We start from the raw sequence: 19,728 nt of genomic DNA, 5'->3' as shown, positions 1-19,728 counted from the left end.
TGGGCTTCATCTTCGTTCCTTCGTCACTACGACGAAGCCCAAATCCTCCTTAAATCACAACCTCAAATCTGTGCCATTGGTGCTGACGGCGGACACTCGACCGACCGCGTCCGGATCTGGTTGGCAACCTGATGGATGACGTCGATCATTCCTCGGGAGCCGTCGGCGGCTCCCAACGAGCCCTTGGCCGCGCGCGTGGCGCTGTCCCACATTCTCAGGTCGGAGCCCTTCTTCTCGCATAGCCTGCCGACCAAGCTGTCAAGGTCCGCACCGACCGCCCGAGCCAGCCGAAGACCTTCGTCGTAAGCGAAGACCGGCGCTTTGAACGCGTCCCACGCTAGGACGAACCAAGACGTCGCCGGGTCGAGATCATCCTTGCCGCGCATGTGCATCAGCTGGTTCAGGCGCCAGGTCTTGACCTCGCGACGAGCGGCCTCAAGCGCGTCTTCCGGAGAGACAGCGTAGGGATCGAACACCTCGTCGAAGATGTCTGCCTGCTTTCGGCGTTTGCGCGACGCCGGTTCGGCACGAGGGGTGCCTCGCTTGAGCGGCCAGTGCTTGGAGAGCTCCTCCAGCGCCGGACCGAAGCTCGCAAGATAGAGGTCCACACCAGCGATACCGCCCGACTGGAACTCGGACACCCGCTTCCGAACGGCACTGGCCACCAGCGGCTCGACGTCCTCCCAATAACTAGCGTCGCTTTCGATCCTCGCCTGACGAGGGCGGCACACTAGAAAGATCGTCGAGTTTGCCGCGGACTTGTCCTTAATGTGGAGAGAGCCTTCCGCTTCCGTATTGATCGGCCATGACGCCGAGATGGTGAAACCGGCCTGCATTAAACCGCTCGTCAATGCATCCCACGCTCCCGTGGCCTTATGCGTGAACATCAAAGTCATGACGCCATTAGGTTTGAGCACGCGGCGGCATTCCTCGAAGATACGCGCCATGCGCTCCTGATAGTCGCGCCCGGCTAAAGCCTTCGCGCCTTTCTGATCTCTGAATTTTGCTGGGTTGGCGACTGCTTCGTTTTCCTTGTCGGTGAGCCGTCGCGTAAAGAGTTGTGGCAATACCTGGCCTGCGGTGCGCTTAAGCCAGACATAGAAGAAGTCAGATAGCTCCGCGTACATCACGTTGTCGTAGTAAGGAGGATCCATGACCACGACATCGACGGAGGCGTCCGCAACATGCGTAAGGTTGTCGCCCGAGCCGCATGTGATCGAGATCTCCGCACGACTTCGAGCAGCTGAGCTGACATGCGAAAGCAAGTCGGCTTCTATGCCCCCGCCCGTCAGTTTAACCAACTCCCCAATGCATTTGGTGGTCTGTTCGACCGCCCAATCGTAGCCCAGGTCATCGACCAGGGAGGCCATTTCTGCGTAGGACCAGCAAAATGCGAAATCGTGTCGATTGAATGTATTCGCGACAATTTCGCGCGTTGACATCCATACGGACATCCGTGAGTTGTAATTCAACATCTTGTCTAGACTTAGGGCGAGATAGACAAAGGCGGTCCGGGTGAGATCGCTCAGTCCATGTGCTTCTTCCTCCGAAAGTATCTCGCGGAACACCTCGACCGCCGTGCAATGACCAATGAGTTGCCGGGGCGCGAACAGGTCTGTCCATGACCTCATGCCATATCGATGAGGCTCAGTAGTCTTCAAACCATCTGGTATGGCTTCGTTGGGAATTAGGTCGAGCACTTGCCAGTCTTGAATTCGTTCCGCAAGTCGCTCCATAACCGTCGAAAGATTATCGTCCGATGCTGTGGGGGATCGGTAACCTCTAACCCACTTGTCCTTGCCGCGTTTGCCAGACTTCGTCCGGGTTTCCATCCGACGCTTAAACACTACAGCGTAGAGTTGCTCGCCCATGCCGCCTGCTTGGGCCTGACGCTTGATGTCGTCGCCATCGATCACTCGGGCACAGTCCGGGAACGGGCAAGTGCCTGTGCCGTCCGCGACTGTGCCCTCTGAGTGCTGCTCTAGGCTGTTCACAATCTCGAAATCGCAGACGCGCCCCTTCTCAGTTGGGCCGCCCTCACACTTTGGATGCAGTCGAACGCCCGTGCCGTTCGGAGCAAGTCGCCAATTTGGCGACAATGGCACTCGTCCATCACAATAGGGGCACGTGATGGTTCGAGCCCACAGATAAGTTATGTCAGTTTCGTCTTTTCTAGCGCTTTGCGGAAACAAGACGTCCAATCGTTCTTTAATTCTTAACTTGAATGTATTCGAAATGCGGGCAAGCTCGGGCTTAATTTCGGGTCCAAATTGGATAGGATATTCAATCGTAGCTTTTTGAATTAGGGCCGCTACAGGGTTGAGGTCATTTGAGATAACATTGCAGCCCAAACGTGCCGCCTCAAAAGGAATGCTGCCGCCGCCTGCCGTTGGGTCAATCACCACCGGGGCGCAACCAAAATGCTTATGAATGACGTCAATATCGGCTTTCGAAGGCTGGTATGTGAAGGCACGATCATAGTCATACGGGTTCTCGATACGAACGCCGTTTCGAATGGCCGCGTCCATTCGCGCGCGAGCATTGACTGGATCGCCATGTATCCCCAGCGCCTGCAAAAAGTCTGCGTGATTAGCTTCAGCAGGTAGCAATGATGCGAGAAGTGCCGCTCGCGACGCGACCAATGGACGACGCGCCCACCAAACGTGCAGATAATATACTGGCGGCAGAGCCGTCATTGACCGCCGCTCTCGGACGCTTTCCTCTCCGATTGCGGCGATAGGTAGCCAACGTTCGATCAGTCGGGCATCCGTCATCGATCAAGCTTTCTTCGGGTCAGTCATAATGATGCGCAGCGCCGTCAGCACCCGACGTGGGTTCCGGCGGTGGACCGCCATCCCGAGCCAATAGGCTGCCTCCTCGCGTCCCATGGCCTCGATACCCTCCGCTACGAGACGCATCGCCTCGCGGCTGCGCATCGGCGCCAAGGTTCGGAAGAGCAATGCCAGGCGCAACGCGGCGTCCTCCGCGATCGGAGATCCGATGCCCTCGATCGGCAGGATGTCGATCCGAACACCGGCTTCCTTCAGTCGCCTGACGACGCGGTGCTCGACCAGTTCGAGGTTGCGCCCGCGAAGTCCAGCGAGCCGGCTCGGCGACTGAATATTCGGCGTGGCCGCTGACGGAAGCTGCCAAATTTCCAGCTCGGTGTCGCCGGGCCCATGACGCCGGGCTCTGAGCTCGTAGCGCGGCAGGGTCTTGGGCATTGCCATCATGTCGATCTCGATCCGACGCGCACGCATCACTTCACCTCCGCGAGGGCCTCGACGTAGGCCGTCGCGCTCGCAAACCTGGTCAACTTCTCAACGAACTTCTCAGTCGCGTCGCCAGCCAGCGTAAGGCCCTCCTCGAAGTCGAAATCGAAGGTCGCCTTCAAGTCCTGCTCTTTGGCGGCGCGAAACTTCCCTTCGAAGTATTCGCGGATGGTCGACGCCTCCGCCGGCGATCCCTTGAAGTCGAAAGCCATGCTGGAATCGTCAGCGGTCTCATATTCGCCTTCCAGCGACACCGTGCGCTTGGCGCCCGTGACGCTGCCTGCGACGGGAACCAGCTTGAAGGCTTCGGCTGCCTCAAAAACGCGAACCGACACGCGGTCTATCGATTCAATTTTGGCTGCCTTGGCCTGTTCGAACACGCGACGCAGGGCCTCCTTGAGGATGCCTTCGGCCGAAAAGGTTCGGGCATCGGGATCGAGTTCGTCGTCCTCGTCCGGCTCGTCGGGCTCTTCGTCGAAGTCCCGGCCTCCTCCGATCGGCCCGGTCGGAGGGACGATCGGGCCGACCACGATGTCGTCGGTGTCGTTCCCTTTCGGCACGGCTTTCTGGCGCGGCCAGAGCCCCTTGCTCTTGGCGAAGTCCATGGTGCTGACGATCGACTGCTCGTCGATGACGATGCTTGGGATCGGATCTCCCTGGCCAGCCAGCAACCCCTCGCGCTGGTAGATATAGATCCCGTCTTCGATGCCCTTGCGGATGGCTTTCACGAAAATGTCGTCGGACAGCAGGATCGGCAGGGCCGGATCGCGCCTGAATTCGTCGCGCAATGCCTTTGCCGTCATCTGACCCTTCTTCAGGGGCGTCCTGTCTCGGATGTAGGACGGCGAATCCGGCTCGTCGCCGTCCGCTCGGAGTTTGTTCTGCGAGCGCAGCTGCCGAACGACCTGCACTTGCCCGGCGCCAGGCTTCTCGGAAGCGTTCTGGATATCGATGACCGCATGCGCCAGGGCGACGCTCCCATCGCCGAGGCCGGTGCGAGAGGGATAGAGCACGTGGCGATAGCAATGCTGGATCGCGAGAGCGACGACGTGATCTGCCTTCCTGTCGAGTTCGATGACCTTCTGCTGCTGGTGCTCGGAAAGATCGCGCAAACGATCGGGCGCCTTGAGGTTCCGCAACGCAATCAGACGCGCCACGGCTGCCTTCATGTCCTTGATCTGCCCCTCGTCGGGAAGCAGGAAGACGAGGTTGTTGCGCAGCGCGCGCAGGCCAGATCCCTCAGCTCCTTTTCGCTCGTAGAGCTTCTGGACCAGTTCAGGCACGGCGGCGAGGTTCGCCCCGACCCCGAAGGCGTCGTAGGACATCACCCCCAGCCGGGGTTTGCCCTCGGCGAGGTCGTCTGGGATGTCACCGGGCAGGCCGGGGTTGAGGATCAGATCGAAGCTGGAGCCCTTGAAGATGTCGCGAATGCGGTCATCGAGTTCCGCGCGCGCCTCACCGGCTTCGACGTGGCGCTCCTCGCGCGCGATGATCTGCGTGAGGTTCGCCTCGGCACTGAAGCGCAAGGGAGCACCCGGACGATCGTCGAGATATGCCGAGTCGAGGACGAACCTCTTCCGGGCGTCGTCGACGAAATCGGCTTCGACCTCGGGCCCGGCCATCGCGAAGCGCAGATGATCCGGGTGGATGCCCTTCAGGTCGTTGTTGAATGCCAGAGTGTGAATGAAGGCGGTTCGAGCCACGTAGGAGGCATAGGGCGGGAGCCCACGATAGTGGCGGTTGTCGATATCCTGGGCCAGGGCGCGCTTGCCACCGGTCGAGGCGATGTCGTTGTTGATGGCCGGGACGTAGGCGGCCTGCTGGAGCCGCGTGGTGAATTCGCGTCGAATGCCTTCGACGCCCAGGTCGACGTGATGCAGGTGGATCGCGGAGGCGTCCTTGGGTTGGTTCGCCCATACGTCGGCAACCGTCTTGGCCAGGATGCGCAGCATGCCGCGCACGCGTTGGAAATTCGCCAAGGTCGCCGTCTTGTCCGTCAGCGTTTCCAACACGTCCGGATGGAACGGGTAGCAGCGCTGGAAGTCGTCGGCGGTATCGGGCCGCCTGGCGAAATCGGGCAGCTTGTCAGCGTGGCGAGACCATAATGCCTGGTATTCCGCGATCACCTCCCCCGCACGGGCATCGTCGATGGAGGCGAAGAGGCGGCGACGGATAACCTTGGCCGTCTCGTCGTCCTTGGTCGGGTTGAGGTTAGTGGCCTTGCGTCCCGACACGCTTTCGAGTTCGTCCATCGCCTTGGCGATGAACTCGTTCTCCTCAGCGAAGGCGTCGATTGCCTTGCCGTCCGCGCGCACCGCCAACGTGTAGACGACCGCGGCGCGGGGATTACCTTCCGCGGCGGTGAAGAGCGCTTTCAGGAATGCCGTCAGCTGGTGACGCGCGTCCATGTGCTGGATACGTCGTAGATAGTCCGAAAGCTCATCGAGCACGATCAGGACGGGCGAATCCCCGAACAACTCTGCGATGGTCTCCGCGCCGGGTGCGACCTGCTGCTCGTCGGAGCGCCGGACGATCTCGTAGCCGGTGGCGCCCGCAAGCTGATAGGCGATCTCACCCCAGGGAGTGTAAGCCCTGATGCCGTCGCCCATGGGCCGGCCGTTCGCGGGATCCGCGTCCTCGCCGTCGAACGCGGCGATGCGAACCGTGCCGCTTGGAAGCCGGGATGGATCGACGAACTCGCCGATGTTCGGAACGCCGGCCCCTTCCCGTGCCGCGTGAACCAGCGCGATGAGGCCGTGGGTCTTACCGCCGCCGAATGAGGTATCGAGACGGAACACCGCCGAGACCGCCCCACCTCGCCCGGATAGCCTGCCGCATATGTTGGCGAGGAGCTCCTTCAGCCCTTCGGTAGGAAAGGTGTTGGCGAAGAACCGGTCGGCTTTGCCATAGTCCGGAGAAGCGCGCCCCAATAGGACATGCGACAGCTTCGCCGCGAAATCATTGTCCGCCAGCGTGCCTTTCAGGACATCGTCCCTCGGCACGCATAGATCGAAAATGGTCGGCAGGGTCATGGTCGGTGGGCCCAATCGGTCGGTCAGCTCTTCTGGCCGGGTTTCGCTGTCTTCGCCTTCTTCAGCCATGCCTGGAGTGCCTGTTCGGTGAGGGCCGAAGCAGTTGTCTCCATATCGACGGCGGTCTTCTTCAGATCCTTGATCACCTCGGGTTCGAGGTAAACGAGGAGCTGCTTCCGTCCGTCAGTCCTTTTCCGGGACGCCCCGAGCGAGGCTTTTGATGTCGATGTCATGGCCTACGAGATAGCTAGATAGCTAACACGCTACAGATCACCGTCTCATGCGAATCACCCTTTCGCAACGGCTGAATGGCCGATTTTCCAAACGGCCAAGTTGCCGTCGAAATCGCAGTGGAACGCCGACCGTCACTCCTGACTTGAGCTGTCTTGATCCGGTTGCCGGCGATTGCCCGACACTTTATCTCGATACCCATGACTACGACCCGCGCCCCTATTCGGTTGCTCGGCGCCCGCAAGCTCTCCAGCTGCGGGGATCGCCCGCGCGCGGTCCTGACGGCGAGCCGAATAGCCGCCTGACGCGGGCGTCTGGCGCCCCCCTTCGCTATCACCGTCATCACGATCGCCGAGGCTCTGGCGCCGGGCGATCCATCATCACAGGAGGCGCCCATGTCGCGCCCGAAGCATGCCGCCGATTGGCAGGCGGCCATCTATGCCAAGCATCCTCATTGGATTGCGGGACACCACCCGCATATGGCGGTCGGCGACGGCTGGGCCGAGGTCTTGGCCCGCTTGTTTGACCGCATCGCTGAGGCGCTCGCCGGTGAACCGGTGCCGGTCAAGGTGGCCATCGTCGACATCAAGGAGAAGTATGCGGAGCTCCGCGCGGAACTTCTGGCACCCGTAGGGCCGGAGACCCAGGCCGTGATCGACCGAGCGATCCTGCTCGCGGAGATGAGGTCCGAGTGCACCTGCGACGAGTGCGGGCGAGAGGGCCGCTTGAGGTCGACGCTCGGTCAGTCGGGATGGCTCGCCGTGAAGTGCGATATCCACGCCAGCGGCTATCCGCGGCTGGTCGCGAAGGGGCCGCCTCGTCGTCGCGTGAGGGATCGCAGAGGTGACTACGAGGTTGTCTACGACCGAGTGACTGACGCCGTGGTCGAGACCCCGGTCGACGACATGGATTCCCGTTAACCATAAGCCCGACCGTGTCAGGAGCGATCGCGACCGGGCTTGACGGAAGCGCAAATAGTTCACTATTTGTTCGCTCATGCTCGTAGCGGCTTCCATATGCGTTGACCGGCCCGCGTCGAAAGCGCGCCCGCGTCCCCCGGCCCCTGCCGCCTGCGACTGATCTCGCCGGCGAGCGGAAGGCCGCGTCCTTCCCCAGGCTTTCTGCGATGATCCTTCCGTTCCTCTCGATAACCCCCGCCGCGCCGACCAAACCGCCCGACCTGGGCGGCGTCGACGCGCGGCCCGAGGACATCCCGATGAAACCACATCCCTTCCATTCCCGGAGGACGGACGCTCGCTAAAGCGCGGCGACGGCCTCCACTCGCGAGGCCGACATGCCCAACGAAGACTTCACCCTCGACCATCCCGACATCGAGGGCGACGAGCCCACCACTGTCCCCTCCCACCAGACCCTGGCCGAAGCCGCTCTCTACGCGGCGATCCCGCCCGACATCATGGAACGCATCGACGACGACGAGACTAGCCTGGCGTTGATCGTCACGGTCCCCTCCGCGGATTGGGTCGAACCCACCGTGGAGGCCCTCGGTTCGCTGAGGGAATGGAACGAGGTCTTCGTCCCACACATCAACAGCAAGAAGCGCCCTGCATCCGACGTTTGCGCGCGGAAGCTCGCCAAGGGGGAGTCCGTGGCCGGCGTCGCGGTGGCGCCGGAGCGGCAGCTCCCGCCCTCGCTCGTCAAGGCCGCCGATGCCCGCGTCGTCGTCTCCGCGCCGGACAACGCGGTGTTGGCGCGCGTCATCGCGACGGCGACCGGCGAGCGTTCCATGGCCATGCCGCCGAGGCTCTCGACGGGGCTCGATTTTTACGACGTCGTCGCGGCCATCCGCATGGGATCGACGGCCGAGGACTGCGTGCGCCGCCTGGAAGCCGCCACGGCGAGCCAGGCCGTGCCCGATCACGGTCTCGCGGACGTCCCGCCCATCGAGCGAATGGTAGGCTTTGGCGCCGCCGGCGATTGGGCCAAGCGCCTGATCGACGACCTCGATGCATGGAAGCGCGGAGACCTACCGTTCGAATCGATCGACCGCACGGTCCTGCTCGCGGGACCGCCTGGCGTCGGCAAGACGGTTTTCGCGCGGGCGCTCGCCAAGTCTACCGGCCTGCCTTTGGTGGTTACGAGCGTCGCTACCTGGTTCAGTTCGACGGATGGCTACCTGAATAGCGTATTGAGGGAAGTGGATCGTGTATTCGTGGAGGCGAATGCTTGCGCCCCTGCGATTATTTTCCTAGATGAAATCGATGCCCTTCCTAGCAGGACGCAAGTCGGCGACAGGAACAGAGATTTTTGGGTCCCTGTCATCACGAATTTGCTTACGACCTTGGATGGTGCGGCATCCGGCGCGGCGTCGCGCCTGATCGTGATCGCCGCGACGAACCATCACGACCGGATCGACCCCGCCCTGATCCGGCCCGGGCGCCTGAACAGGGTCATCCACATCGGCCCGCCCTCCACGTCCGACCTGGCAGCCATCCTGCGTCAGCACCTGGGCGCCGACCTGCCGGGCGAGGACCTGCTGCCCATCGCCGAGCTCGCCGGCGAAGCCACGGGCGCGCAGGCCATGGGCTGGGCGAAGGCCGCCCGGGCGGTGGCGCGCAGCGCCGGACGGGACATGATCGTCGATGACCTCGTAGGCGTCATCGCGCCCCCGGATCGCAGCCCGCCCGAAGAGCGTCGGCGGCTGGCGATCCACGAAGCAGGGCACGCGGTCCTCTCGCACCGCGTCGCGCCGGGATCGGTCCGCGCGGTGTCGATCGTCGGCCGGGGCGACGCGGCCGGACACACGGCCACGCGTTGGCGGCTCGGCAAGACCCCCACCCGCGCCGAGATCGAGTTGGACGTCATGTGCACGCTCGGCGGCCGCGCGGCCGAAGTCGAGATCCTCGGCGAAGCCAGCGTCGGCTGCGGCGGCGCGCTGGACAGCGACTTGGCCATCGCGACCGTTCAGATCGGCTCGATGCTGACCTCGTACGGTCTCGGGCCGAACCTGATCTTCGCCGGCGAGCCGTCCGACGTGCTGGACATGATGCGCTACGACCATGAGCTCCGGGCGACGGTGTCCAGGATGCTCGCAAGCCTGCACGAACGGTCGGTGCTCGCTGTGAGGCAGAACAGGCGTGTGATCGAGGCGGTCGCCGACGAGCTCGTCAGGCGCCGTCACCTCGGGGGCGACGCCTTCGAGGCGATCGTCGCCGCGGCCGACGCCGCGCCCCGTCGCAAGAGGGCGCCGCGCCATGGATAGCCTCGTCGTCAGTCTCGTAGCCCGCCTTATCTCGGTCCAGGCCGAGCTCGGGCCGAGTGCCTACAGGCGGGCCCTGTCGGCGGCGTACCAGGCCGTCGCCAGGGTCGCGATGGACGAAGCCGAGAGCGCCGCCGGCGTCGTGCGGCTCGGGCCCTCGCCGGGGACGGTGATCGCCTTCCCGCTGGCCGAGCGCCTGCGCCCCAGACCGCCGGGGTCCACGACACCGCAAATCGGGGATTCGTAAGGCCTCAAGGCCCCTTCGGGAAATCTGGTTAACGGACGCCGCCAAAGGATTGGTCATCAGCGATCCTTTGGTGGCGGGGGCTGTCGAGGCGTTTCGAAGGATTGGCCAACCAATCCTTCGATGACCCTAAGTCATTGCTGGCGGCCGCGAATCCCGCAGGTAGGCATACCAGTCCTTTGGACCTCACCAAAAATGCAAAGGAGTAATTCCGATGTCGTATCAATGGCTTGCTGAAAACAGCCGGGTTGACGGGATCCGAAGCCTCAGCTCTCGTAGGAGGGTCGAATGACCAATTCGGACCGGGTTTTGGCGAGGCCCTCGCCCGAGTTGTGGGATCTCGACGAACTGATGTCGTTGCCGGAGGCCGTCAGGCTCTTCTGGCCCGACGGCCCCCTGACGGTGAACAGCCTGAGGGTGGCGATCAGGGACGGCACCTTGCCGGTCGCCATCGTGGCCGGGAAGCACCTGACGACGCGCAGGGCGGTGCTGGAAATGAGCGCTTGCCGTCCATTGGTCGGCGGGCATGAGCGCCCCTCCGCAAGAGGGGCAGGAACGGGGGCATCGGTTTCTGACGTGGGGACCGTGATCGCCGCGATCCGCGAGGGAAGGCGCGGCAAGAGTAAGCCCGGGAACCGATGAGGCTCCCGGGCTCCAACCCGGTTTACCGGGAATTCATCGGCGGGATCGGTGTCCGTGGAAAGTCCCCGGTCCCGCCATCCATCAACGTCGGCCAAGGCCGGCATCGAATCCAGGTAAGGTAAGATGAGACAGGGAAACAAGCAAGCATCGGCGACGGCTACCTTGGCCATCATCGCCGGCATCGCGCTGGGCAAGAAGGCCGTCGAGGTCGACCTGCCGCCGGTCAAGCGCGGCAGGCCGCCTTTGCCGCCCAGGCTCCACGTTCGGAAGGACAGGGGCGGCGAGCACGGGATGGGCTGCATCCTCCACCTCGGGCAGCGGCGCTCCTTCGGCATCACCGCGGACAACAAGGAGGCCTGCGAGGCCGCCGTGAAGGTGAGGGAGCGTTCCGATCTCGGCAAGGCCATCGGCAAGATCGACCACGAGGCCGTGCCGCTCTCGACCATCCTCGCCGATTGGTTGGCCGAGCAGCACAGGAAGTTCGGCGGCACGGTCTACGGAGAGGGTCAGGTTCGCCAGATGGCGAACCAGGTCGAACGTCTCCTCCGCTTCTTCGGTCAGAATGCTACCCTGGGGCAGGTCAATCCCGCCCGATGCAGGGAATACGTGGGATGGCTCAAGGCCCAGCTCAAGGATCCCTCCGACCCGGCGCGGGGCCATTACGCGGAAGGCACCGCCTTCGGTGACCTCCGGCGTCTGCGCAGCGCAGTTCTCCTCTACAAGGAGTCGGCGGTCATCTGGATGCCGCGGCGCGTCGTCGTCCCCGGCCGTTCCAAGCCGCGCAAGCACTACCTCACCCGTTCCCAGGTCGCCCGAATCCTTGCCTCGGCGATCTGGGGCTGGGTTTGGGACCCCGACAGCCGGGACTGGGCGACGGAGACCATCGTCGACCCCGAGACGGGGCGCGCGACGGTGCGGCGCAAGGTGGACGCGGTCTTTCGAAAGGGCGCGCGGCGTGCCCGCTGGCAAGGGCGCATGCTCGCGCGGTTCATCTTGATCGGCGTCTACACCGGCACCCGCCTTGGGCACCTGTGGGGACTGTCGTGGGCCCGGCATCCCAATCATGGCCACATCGACGTGCGGACGGGCATCCTGCATCGCTGCGGATCGGTCGAGGAACGGGAAGCCATCGCCAACAAGCAGAACCCCAACGTGGAGATGCCGCCCAGCCTCGCACGGCTCGTCGTCCGTTGGCATGGGAACGACAGGAGCCGGAACGCGCGGTTCGTGATCCAGCGTCACGGCCATGGCGGTCGGAGCTACGAATGCGGCGAAACCCTTTACGTCCAATACAAGGCCGCCGCCCGCCGCGCCGCGTTGGGAAACTCCATCGTGCATGAGCTGCGTCACACGACGATGACTTGGGTGACCGAGGAGACCGGGAGCGACGCCGTCGCCGCCAGGTTCATCGGAGTCTCGCCCGACATTGGGCGCCGGACCTATAGCCACGCCGGAGTGCACGCGACCCATATCGCCGCTCAGGCGCTGGGGAACATGGCCCGGAAGCGCGACGAGCTGAGCACCCGGGACCTGGAGGCCGAGAAGCCCAGGGGCAAGAAGACGATCGCGGAGGCCACGGTCGCCAGGCTGGCCAGAAGTCGGAAGCTCGGGGTGATGTCCGAGGCGACGCCCCGTCCCGAATGATCGATCGAAGGGCCCGGCGGCGACGCCGGGCCCTTTCATTTCCAGACACGACCTCGCTCGATGAGCGCTGACCGCGGGTCGGAGGTCACCACCCGCATCGGGAGGCCGCGGGACGCGACGGCCTGGACGACCGAGCTGCCGGGGTGGCGCCACTTCTTGTAGGCGTCTGCGGCCACGACTGTGAGGGCGGGGCTGATGGCGTCGAGGCGTGCGGCGTCGAAATTGTTCTCCGATCCGTGGTGGGGCAGAACGAAGGTGCCAACCTGCGGCAGCAGAGCCCTGAAGTGACGCAGCAGTTCATCGCCGATCGAGGCCTTGCGAAGCGTGCTGTCGCCCGCCGACAGCCAACCGGCGGCAGGCCAACCCCACCAAGGCCAATGCGATGGTTCACGCCAGGCGGCACCCTTCAGACCTTGAGCCGGTCCCGAATACAGGCATAGCGAAGTCACGTTCAGGTCGTGGCCGACCGCCTCGTAAGCCTTTCTCAGCTTGGTCGCGCCACCCTTGTCCTTCAGGGTGTCCCCCAGGTCCTTGCCCCAGGAGGTGGCCGTCCATTTCCGGCCGGTCAGGGCCTTGAGTTGAGTCATGAACTTGCGGCGGCCCGCCGTCACGCCGGGATCGACGTAAGGCGCCAGGAGCCAGCAGGGGGAATGGTCCAGCGCCGGAAGGGCTATCGCTGACGTGTCGGGGATCGCGATGGCCGCGACGCCCGTGCCGGATCGTTGCCCTGTCGCAAGGACCTCGACGCTGCCTCTGCCAATCAACCTCGCCTGCATCCGGCCCTCGCCCCCGCCCTCGGAGAACACGGCCTCGCCACCTCTGGGCGGGTCCATGGGCGTAACGTCAAGCGATCCCGGCCCCCCGTCGCCGTCGCCTCCTCGAATGAACAGGATTTGCCGAGGGCCGTAAGCGGTCATCGCGGCAACGGGGTCGAGGGTGAAGCTTCTCACGAAAGCATCTCGCGCCACCGCTGGGTCGGCGGCGACGCTGGCCGCGAACGCGATGAGGCGCTCGGCATTGGGCATCAGTGGCATCACGACCGTATCCACCTTCACGCCCGCCCCTTTGGCGAGGAGCTTGGGCACGCCGTTGATGTGGTCCGCGTGGGCGTGGGACAGGAAGAGGACGTCGAGCCGGGATCCCGGCCCGCCGAGTTCGCTCACGTAGGCCTCGATCTCGCGCTGGCGAGCGCCCGCGTATCGCGTCATGGCCCCGCAATCGTAGGCGAAACGGAAATCCTGCCCCCCGGGGACCGGGGCTCGGACACTTGCGGTATGGAAGCCCCCCTGACCCACTGCGCGCTGGGTGCGTCGGAATTCCGCTATCGGGTTCAAGGCCGTTCTCCGCGCTACCTGCGATGGAGCGTCACGCTGCCTGGGCTGGACGATGGGTTCCATCGGACGGAGCAGTTATCCCCAAGCGGTTGTGGACAGGGTCGAATTCCCGATGCGCCCTCCGTGTCGGCAAGGCGCTGCGCCGCGAATCGGGTATCCTCGGGCGTGCAAGCGATCGAGGGGGCGATGAAGGCGCTGGGGTTCAATATCAAGAAGGGCGAGCTCTGGTTCTGCGTGCTCGAAGGCGACCGGGCCGCGCCGGCGTTTCTGGCCCAGGACAGGCATCGCTTCGACGCCGAGCAGCCCCGGACCGGGCTAGCGCATTTCTTCAAGCAGACCTTCGGGGAGGTCATCGACCACACCAAGCCGGACCTGCTCGCCTATCGCGTCTCCCTGGATGCGAACGGCGCCGACCAGGTCGCCTATCTCTGCTATCCGTTCGGCATCCTGAACCTGATCGCGCATGAACGTGGGACGCCGATCCGGGAGTTCGTCACGCAGTCCTTCTCCAAGCGGGCGCTCGGGTTCGCCGGCGACAAGCTGGACGCGTGCGATGCCCGGATCTCGAACCCGCCGCCCAAGTGGGGTCGCGACGGAAAGCTCGCGGCGTTGGCCGCCTGGATGGCCCTCGATGGCTGATCTCGTCCCGACGCTCCTCCGACCCGGCGAGACCATCCTCAACAAGTATCGCGTCGAGCGCTTCCTCGGGCGCGGCCGCTTCGGTGAGGTCCATCTGGTGGAGAACGTGCCGATGGCGCGCTACTCGGCCCTGAAGGTGGTCGTGGTGAAGGACCCCGCCACGCAACGGGCCGTCGTCGAGGCCCAGGCGCATAGCCTCTGCGGCCACGACCACGTCGTCGAGATCCGCTCCGCGGACGTCTTCGACGGCTCGGTGCTCATCGAGATGGAGTTCGTCGAGGGAGGCTCGCTCGGCGATCGGCTGCAACGCGAGTTCGTCCCGGTCCTGGATGCGATCGCCTACGTGAAGTCGGTCCTCTATGCCCTGGAGCACGCGCACGCCCGCGGCATCGTCCATCGCGACGTCAAGCCCGGCAACATCATGCTGGCGCCCCGCGGCGCCAAGCTGTCCGACTTCGGCACAGTGATCCATCCGGGCAGCGGCATCCGCGTCACGGACGAGTTCTATCGTCCCCACGCCTCGCCGGAGGCCGCCAACGATGGCGAGTTCTCGCCGGCGAGCGACGTATTCGCCGCGGGGCTGACGCTTCTGCGGGCGGCCAACAACATGAGCGACGAATGGGAGAGGTTGCTCGCCGACCCCATTGCCTGGCGCAGGGCGGTCGCCGACGGCGTCTTGCCGGCGAGGATCGGATACGCCGATTGGGTTCCCGGCGGGCTGCGTCGCGTGATCAACAAGGCCTGTGCCCGCGATCCCGCCGATAGGTATCCCGGCGCGGTGGCCTTCAGGCAGGCGCTGGAGAGGCTCCGTCCCGAACGGCGCTGGCTTCGCTTGTCCGCCGACGAATGGGCTTGCGATCGGGACGGGCGCGCCGAGACCGTTCGCTACGTCCCGGGACGCAGGCCCGGGGTGGAGTTCAGGTCGGGCTCGCGTCGCGTCACCGACCGCTGCGGCCAGTTCGACACCGAGCGTGAGGCCAGGCGTTGGCTGGGGCGGGTGTTGGCCGAGACGACCTTGGCGGGGTCCGCACCCAGACGCCAGGTTCGCAGGCCGAGAACGCCGGCCTCGGACGTATTCGCCTGATCGGCTTGCCGGATACCCCCGGGTAGGGCAGGCTCGCGGAGGTCGGATCCGCTGTGGCGCCATATCCTATCCCATTTCCTGCACCACGCCCGTGCCCGAAAAGACCCTAAGCGCCTGAAATAAGGCCGCGATCTGTTCTCGTCGACTTCGGATCGGGGATCCGATGGGAGGTTTGCTCCCCTCGGGGCGGGTCCGCCGGCATCCGTTTTGTTCTATTCCCGTTCACTCCGAAATGGCTTCGTCGCGCGAATTTCGATGCCCATTTCCGTACCCGGCCCGTGAGAAGTGGAGCGCCTACTTGGGCGGCGGCGGCTTGACCCCGCTGCCGGTGGTGGGGGGCTGCGGTGCGCCGCTTCCGGTCGGAACATAGCCGCCTTGCGGGTTCGAGACGCCCGACGGCGACGTGGTGGTGGGCTGGTATCCCTTCTGCTCGGACGGGCGGTAGCCGTCATTGACGCGAAATGGGCCGGGGGACTTGCTCATTGGATGGCTCCTTGGTGCGTCCAAAACTGGACGTGTTTCACTTCCTTGGCGGGAACGTAGATCGCGATCTTCTCGGGCCTCTGGGTCCAAGCGCCCGTCTCCGCCACGTCCCAAATTTCCTCGATGAGGAGATCACGCTCCGAAGGCTCGCTCGACGCGAACGACCGCGATCCGAACACCCCGGCCACCATCGATCCGTCGGCAAGCGTTACCATGACGAAGGTCGAGCCTCTCCGATTGGCGAAGACCCGGTCCCAGGCCGTGGGCGACGCATGGACGGTGTTGATCCCGAGCCGGGTCGCCAGGACGCGTAGCCACTCCCTCTGCGACGCCAGGCCCAGTAACAGCCCGGCCACAAACGGTCCGACGAACACGATCGTCAGCCATGCAAGGGCTTTTGCCCAACCCGCATCCCTGAACGTGAGGACATATTCGACGGCGGGGAACGCTAAGGCATAATAGATCACCGACAACGCCAGATAGGCGATGACGTTGTCTTTCATCGCCATCAGGCGTCCCGTGATGAACTGGGCGCGCGTCCACGCGATGATCAGACCCGGAACGACGAACGCCAGGACAAGGTAGACGTTGGTGGCGCCTTTGAGATCGGGCACTGGCGAGGCGAATCCCTATTAGAATCTCAGGCTATCACGGTTGAGGGCGAGCGCCTCCCGTGTGCCAAGTAATTGGTCGAGTCTAGCAGGCAGTCATCGATGCCACACGGCGGCGTGAGCGATGATTGCCCCAGCGTCTCACGTAAGAGAAAGGATCAGCTTCAGCCAATCGGTTGATCCCTTCAATCCCCGCCCACTATCCTTCCTGGTCCGCATGGCCGCGCCGACGCAATTGCTTGCCGGCGAAATCCTTCCTGCTGCTGAATTGCCCGCCATTCTCGCGCGGTGGAATTCGGGAAGGGATCTCGATGAAGCCTCGCTCCCCGGTCGCGAGCTCGACGGTAGCGGTGCCATCGCGGAACACGATGCGGCTGACGATCGCCCTCAGCCGCTGGTTCACTTCGTTCCGTGCCGCGGGCGCCTCGGCTTCGGGGATTTCCTCCAGGCGACGGTAGAAGGCCACCAGCGCGGAGAGCGCGCCCTCCTCGGCCACATGGCGCCTTCCGGCGGCCTGCCGCTCCAGATCGGCGATCTCATCGACGACGGCACGACGGCGCTCTCCGAGGTCCCGGAACTGGCTGGTCAGCACGCCGGTGTCGTCGTCGATCTCCTGCATCTGCCGACCTAGTCGATCGAGCCGGGCGACGATGTCCGACAGCGCCCCACGGCGTTCCGAAAGCCGGTCGGCCAGTTCGCTCACCTTCGCCTGCGACGACCGCAGCAGGGTCTCCGCCTCCCCATCCACGACGAATATCACGCCGGCCTGCAGGCGGGCGTAGTCGTAGCGGAATCGGTGCTTGCACGCGCGCACGATCGCCCGCTGGCAGACCATCTTAGGGCCCGAGGTTCGTCTCCCCTTGTCCTCCAGGGTCATGCCCTTGCCGCAGTAGGAGCAGACGCAGATGCCCTGAAGCAAATTTTTGAAGGCACCCTTCCTACCGCCGGAGCCTTGCCGGAGTGCCGCCGCCGCCCGCGCCTGCATCGCCGTCGCGCGATCGACCGCAGCGGGGTAGTAGTCCGGGATTGGCTCCAGCCAGATCTTGCGGCTCCCCTTCGGAGCGATCGAGGGCCGGTATTCCCCATAGGCCTCGCAGCCGGTCAGGATCTTCTGGATGTAGCTGTCGGTCCAGGCCGGCGTGGGGTTGCCCTTGCTCGGCTTCGTCCAGGGCGGCTCGCGTTCGTTGAGCTCCTCGGCGATCTGTCGGCGACCTCGGCCGGCGATGGCCTGGGCGAAGATCCAGCGGACCACCTCCGCGCGATCCGTGTTGAGATCATAGGCGCCGTCCTTGAGATATATCCAAGCCGGGCAGCGCTTCCCGTGCGGCGCGCCGGTCGCCCGCGCCAACGCGATCTTCTTCTGCCAGGCTTTCGAGACGCGCTCCGACTTCACCTCGCTTTCGTTGTTGCTCCGGCCGAATGTCATCGTGCCGGCGATGATGGTCATCATGCGCTGGATGCCGGATCCTTCGCGCGAGTAGCGCATCCTGTCGCTGACCGTGGCGATCGTGATCCCCTTCGACAGGATCGTCGTGAACACCGCGAGTGCGTCAAACGGGTCTTGCCGCGAAAGGCGATCGAGGTTTTCCATTACCAGCATCGAGCCGGGGAAGATCCTGTCGGCCTCTATCGCCGCGATCAGCTGACCCAGCTGGCCCTTGCGGATATGGGCGCCGACGTAGGCGCTGAATCCGATGTCCTGAAGAATGACATCGGCCACGACGCCCTCGGCCCGGCACCAAGCACGGAGGCCCTCAACCTGCCGTTCCTGGCCATGCCCTTGGGCCTGCTCCTCGCTGGACAGGCGAACGTATAGGATGACGACGGGCCGATCGCGCGGCGCATCCGTCAGTTTCATGGTCATTCGGACACCTTAGCCATGTCCGAAACTGATCACAATGGTAGCAGGTTGTGGCCGCCAGCCGCAGCGATCTCCAGCACGCGCTTGGCGCTTTCCTGCCCCTTGATGTCGGCGAGGTCGGGTAGCGGCCCGGTCTGGCGTGCCACGGCGGGCTCAGGCCGCGCCATCACCTGCGTGCCCTTGAAGTGGTTGGCGAGCTGGATGAGCGAACGCGGCGCGAGGATGTCGATGTCCGCGGCCGCCCAGGCGGCTTCCGGCCCCGTCGCCGCCGGGCAGATCAGGCCCTGTCCCCGGTCATAGGCCGCAATCGCGGCAGGCAGGACGCCGGCAACCGCCGTGATCGAACCGTCGAGCGCAAGTTCGCCGAGCACGGTGTAGCCGGCGAGCGCATCGGCCGGGATCGCGCCGATCGCCGCCATCACGGCGAGCGCGATCGGCAGATCGTAGTGGCTCCCTTCCTTGGGCAGGTCGGCAGGAGCAAGGTTGACCGTGACCCGCTTGGCGGGCAGCGCGAGCCCGGATGCGATCAGCGCCGCCCTCACCCGCTCACGGCTCTCGGCCACGGCCTTGTCCGGCAGGCCGACGAGGATGAAGGCGACGCCGCCGGACGCCACCTGCACCTGAACATCGACAGCGCGGGCCTCGATGCCCTCGAACGCCACCGTCGCGACCCGCGTCACCATTCGCCCGACCCCGTTCCCCTAGGGGAACGCTAGCCGAGCTTCAGCATGGACGCAAGAACATACCGGGAACTTGACCACGGAGCCTCAGGCCGTGACGCCGAGCCCGATCTGGCAGGCCACTCCCGTACCGCCAAGGCCGCAATAGCCCGCCGGGTTCTTGGCGAGATATTGCTGGTGGTAATCCTCGGCGAAGTAGAAGGCCGGCGCCTCGCGGATCTCCGTCGTGATCGGGCCATAGCCCTTCTGCGCCAAAGCCTGCTGGTATTCGTCGCGCGAGCGCTCGGCCGCAGCCTGCTGCTCGGCATCGAAAGTGTAGATCGCCGAGCGATATTGCGAGCCGATATCGTTGCCCTGCCGCATGCCCTGCGTCGGATCGTGGCTTTCCCAGAAGGCCCTGAGCAGCGCCTCATAGGAAATCCTGGCCGGATCGTAGACGACAAGCACGACCTCGGTATGGCCGGTCATGCCGCTGCAGGTCTCTTCATAGGTCGGGTTCGGCGTCTGGCCTCCGGCATAGCCGACGGCGGTGGTCCAGACGCCCTCGCCCATCTGCCAGAACTTGCGTTCGGCGCCCCAGAAGCAGCCGAGTCCGAACACGGCCTTCTTCAGCCCGGCCGGATAGGGCTCCTGCAGGCGATGGCCGTTGACGAAATGTGTCTCGGCGGTGGGCAGGGGGGTGCTGCGTCCCGGCAGGGCTTCGGCAGCGCTGGGCAACGCAGTCTTCTTGCGCAGGGAGAACATGCTCGGCTCC

The 19,728-nt window shown here is 64.6% G+C and carries 16 protein-coding genes and 1 pseudogene; 7 read left to right on the top strand and 10 right to left on the bottom strand.

Translation table 11 applies throughout. The annotated features are described in order from the left end of the window. Positions 1 to 62: 62 nt before the first annotated feature. Genes BW981_RS17665 through BW981_RS23640 form a run of 4 tightly spaced genes read right to left on the bottom strand, consistent with a single transcriptional unit; the run spans position 63 to position 6,450 of the window. Complete coding sequence (locus tag BW981_RS17665; protein ID WP_076441603.1) at positions 63 to 2,774, bottom strand: DUF1156 domain-containing protein; 2,712 nt, start codon at positions 2,772 to 2,774, stop codon at positions 63 to 65. Between the two features lie 3 nt (positions 2,775 to 2,777). Then, positions 2,778 to 3,224, bottom strand: coding sequence for a DUF7680 family protein (locus tag BW981_RS17660; protein WP_244560364.1), 447 nt, complete (start codon positions 3,222 to 3,224; stop codon positions 2,778 to 2,780). A 35-nt stretch (positions 3,225 to 3,259) separates the two neighbouring features. After that, a complete protein-coding gene (locus BW981_RS17655) occupies positions 3,260 to 6,373 on the bottom strand; it encodes an ATP-binding protein (RefSeq protein WP_244560363.1) in 3,114 nt (1,037 codons plus the stop codon). Then, positions 6,328 to 6,450 (bottom strand): hypothetical protein, encoded by a 123-nt coding sequence (locus BW981_RS23640; RefSeq protein WP_280174205.1) that lies wholly within the window; start codon positions 6,448 to 6,450, stop codon positions 6,328 to 6,330. Before BW981_RS23640 ends, BW981_RS17655 begins: the two co-directional genes overlap by 46 nt. Before the next feature lie 480 nt (positions 6,451 to 6,930). On the opposite strand from BW981_RS23640, the gene BW981_RS17645 reads away from it, so the two are divergent. The 5 genes from BW981_RS17645 to BW981_RS17625 all read left to right on the top strand — a co-directional run bounded on the left by BW981_RS17645 (position 6,931) and on the right by BW981_RS17625 (position 12,282). Further along, complete coding sequence (locus BW981_RS17645) at positions 6,931 to 7,455, top strand: hypothetical protein (protein ID WP_139333826.1); 525 nt, start codon at positions 6,931 to 6,933, stop codon at positions 7,453 to 7,455. A gap of 374 nt (positions 7,456 to 7,829) precedes the next feature. Continuing rightward, a complete protein-coding gene (locus BW981_RS17640; protein WP_076441594.1) occupies positions 7,830 to 9,755 on the top strand; it encodes an AAA family ATPase in 1,926 nt (641 codons plus the stop codon). Then, complete coding sequence (locus BW981_RS17635; protein WP_076441592.1) at positions 9,748 to 9,999, top strand: hypothetical protein; 252 nt, start codon at positions 9,748 to 9,750, stop codon at positions 9,997 to 9,999. The genes BW981_RS17640 and BW981_RS17635 overlap by 8 nt, the downstream gene beginning before the upstream one ends. A gap of 285 nt (positions 10,000 to 10,284) precedes the next feature. Beyond that, the gene (locus tag BW981_RS17630; RefSeq protein WP_076441590.1) at positions 10,285 to 10,638 is read left to right on the top strand and encodes a hypothetical protein; all 354 of its coding nucleotides are present in this window, start codon (positions 10,285 to 10,287) and stop codon (positions 10,636 to 10,638) included. Positions 10,639 to 10,800: 162 nt separating this feature from the next. After that, complete coding sequence (locus BW981_RS17625) at positions 10,801 to 12,282, top strand: tyrosine-type recombinase/integrase (protein WP_076441588.1); 1,482 nt, start codon at positions 10,801 to 10,803, stop codon at positions 12,280 to 12,282. 35 nt (positions 12,283 to 12,317) lie between these two features. Here the strand turns inward: BW981_RS17625 and BW981_RS17620 are convergent, their stop codons facing one another. Then, positions 12,318 to 13,490 (bottom strand): MBL fold metallo-hydrolase, encoded by a 1,173-nt coding sequence (locus BW981_RS17620; protein WP_175624167.1) that lies wholly within the window; start codon positions 13,488 to 13,490, stop codon positions 12,318 to 12,320. A 66-nt stretch (positions 13,491 to 13,556) separates the two neighbouring features. On the opposite strand from BW981_RS17620, the gene BW981_RS23165 reads away from it, so the two are divergent. Both BW981_RS23165 and BW981_RS17610 read left to right on the top strand, forming a co-directional pair. Beyond that, the gene (locus BW981_RS23165; protein WP_175624166.1) at positions 13,557 to 14,255 is read left to right on the top strand and encodes a hypothetical protein; all 699 of its coding nucleotides are present in this window, start codon (positions 13,557 to 13,559) and stop codon (positions 14,253 to 14,255) included. Further along, on the top strand, positions 14,248 to 15,339 hold the full coding sequence (locus tag BW981_RS17610; protein ID WP_076441582.1) for a serine/threonine-protein kinase: 1,092 nt from the start codon (positions 14,248 to 14,250) through the stop codon (positions 15,337 to 15,339). Before BW981_RS23165 ends, BW981_RS17610 begins: the two co-directional genes overlap by 8 nt. Positions 15,340 to 15,633: 294 nt before the next feature. On the opposite strand, the gene BW981_RS22685 is transcribed toward BW981_RS17610, so the two are convergent. The 5 genes and pseudogenes from BW981_RS22685 to msrA form a co-directional block, all read right to left on the bottom strand. After that, positions 15,634 to 15,822, bottom strand: coding sequence for a hypothetical protein (locus tag BW981_RS22685; protein WP_139333825.1), 189 nt, complete (start codon positions 15,820 to 15,822; stop codon positions 15,634 to 15,636). Continuing rightward, positions 15,819 to 16,436 (bottom strand): DUF6338 family protein, encoded by a 618-nt coding sequence (locus tag BW981_RS17605; RefSeq protein ID WP_076441580.1) that lies wholly within the window; start codon positions 16,434 to 16,436, stop codon positions 15,819 to 15,821. The genes BW981_RS22685 and BW981_RS17605 overlap by 4 nt, the downstream gene beginning before the upstream one ends. Positions 16,437 to 16,632: 196 nt before the next feature. Further along, complete coding sequence (locus BW981_RS17600; RefSeq protein WP_076441578.1) at positions 16,633 to 18,297, bottom strand: recombinase family protein; 1,665 nt, start codon at positions 18,295 to 18,297, stop codon at positions 16,633 to 16,635. Between the two features lie 38 nt (positions 18,298 to 18,335). Continuing rightward, positions 18,336 to 18,977 (bottom strand): annotated as a pseudogene (locus BW981_RS17595) (magnesium chelatase domain-containing protein); the annotation flags it as partial. A gap of 84 nt (positions 18,978 to 19,061) precedes the next feature. After that, positions 19,062 to 19,718 (bottom strand): peptide-methionine (S)-S-oxide reductase MsrA, encoded by a 657-nt coding sequence (msrA, locus tag BW981_RS17590; RefSeq protein WP_076441619.1) that lies wholly within the window; start codon positions 19,716 to 19,718, stop codon positions 19,062 to 19,064. Positions 19,719 to 19,728 lie beyond the last annotated feature (10 nt).

The organism is Allobosea sp. TND4EK4, from assembly GCF_900156025.1.
Lineage (GTDB): Bacteria > Pseudomonadota > Alphaproteobacteria > Rhizobiales > Beijerinckiaceae > Allobosea.
This window is presented reverse-complemented; position numbering and strand designations above follow the sequence as displayed.

Bases quoted from the DNA above. Each gene is read 5' to 3' on its own strand.
- BW981_RS17645 (WP_139333826.1), top strand. From the start codon at position 6,931: ATGTCGCGCCCGAAGCATGCCGCCGATTGGCAGGCGGCCATCTATGCC.
- BW981_RS17655 (WP_244560363.1), bottom strand. From the start codon at position 6,373: ATGGCTGAAGAAGGCGAAGACAGCGAAACCCGGCCAGAAGAGCTGACC.
- BW981_RS17660 (WP_244560364.1), bottom strand. From the start codon at position 3,224: ATGCCCAAGACCCTGCCGCGCTACGAGCTCAGAGCCCGGCGTCATGGG.
- BW981_RS17600 (WP_076441578.1), bottom strand. From the start codon at position 18,297: ATGACCATGAAACTGACGGATGCGCCGCGCGATCGGCCCGTCGTCATC.
- BW981_RS17665 (WP_076441603.1), bottom strand. From the start codon at position 2,774: ATGACGGATGCCCGACTGATCGAACGTTGGCTACCTATCGCCGCAATC.
- msrA (WP_076441619.1), bottom strand. From the start codon at position 19,718: ATGTTCTCCCTGCGCAAGAAGACTGCGTTGCCCAGCGCTGCCGAAGCC.
- BW981_RS17640 (WP_076441594.1), top strand. From the start codon at position 7,830: ATGCCCAACGAAGACTTCACCCTCGACCATCCCGACATCGAGGGCGAC.
- BW981_RS17635 (WP_076441592.1), top strand. From the start codon at position 9,748: ATGGATAGCCTCGTCGTCAGTCTCGTAGCCCGCCTTATCTCGGTCCAG.
- BW981_RS17630 (WP_076441590.1), top strand. From the start codon at position 10,285: ATGACCAATTCGGACCGGGTTTTGGCGAGGCCCTCGCCCGAGTTGTGG.
- BW981_RS23165 (WP_175624166.1), top strand. From the start codon at position 13,557: ATGGAAGCCCCCCTGACCCACTGCGCGCTGGGTGCGTCGGAATTCCGC.
- BW981_RS17620 (WP_175624167.1), bottom strand. From the start codon at position 13,490: ATGACGCGATACGCGGGCGCTCGCCAGCGCGAGATCGAGGCCTACGTG.
- BW981_RS22685 (WP_139333825.1), bottom strand. From the start codon at position 15,822: ATGAGCAAGTCCCCCGGCCCATTTCGCGTCAATGACGGCTACCGCCCG.
- BW981_RS17610 (WP_076441582.1), top strand. From the start codon at position 14,248: ATGGCTGATCTCGTCCCGACGCTCCTCCGACCCGGCGAGACCATCCTC.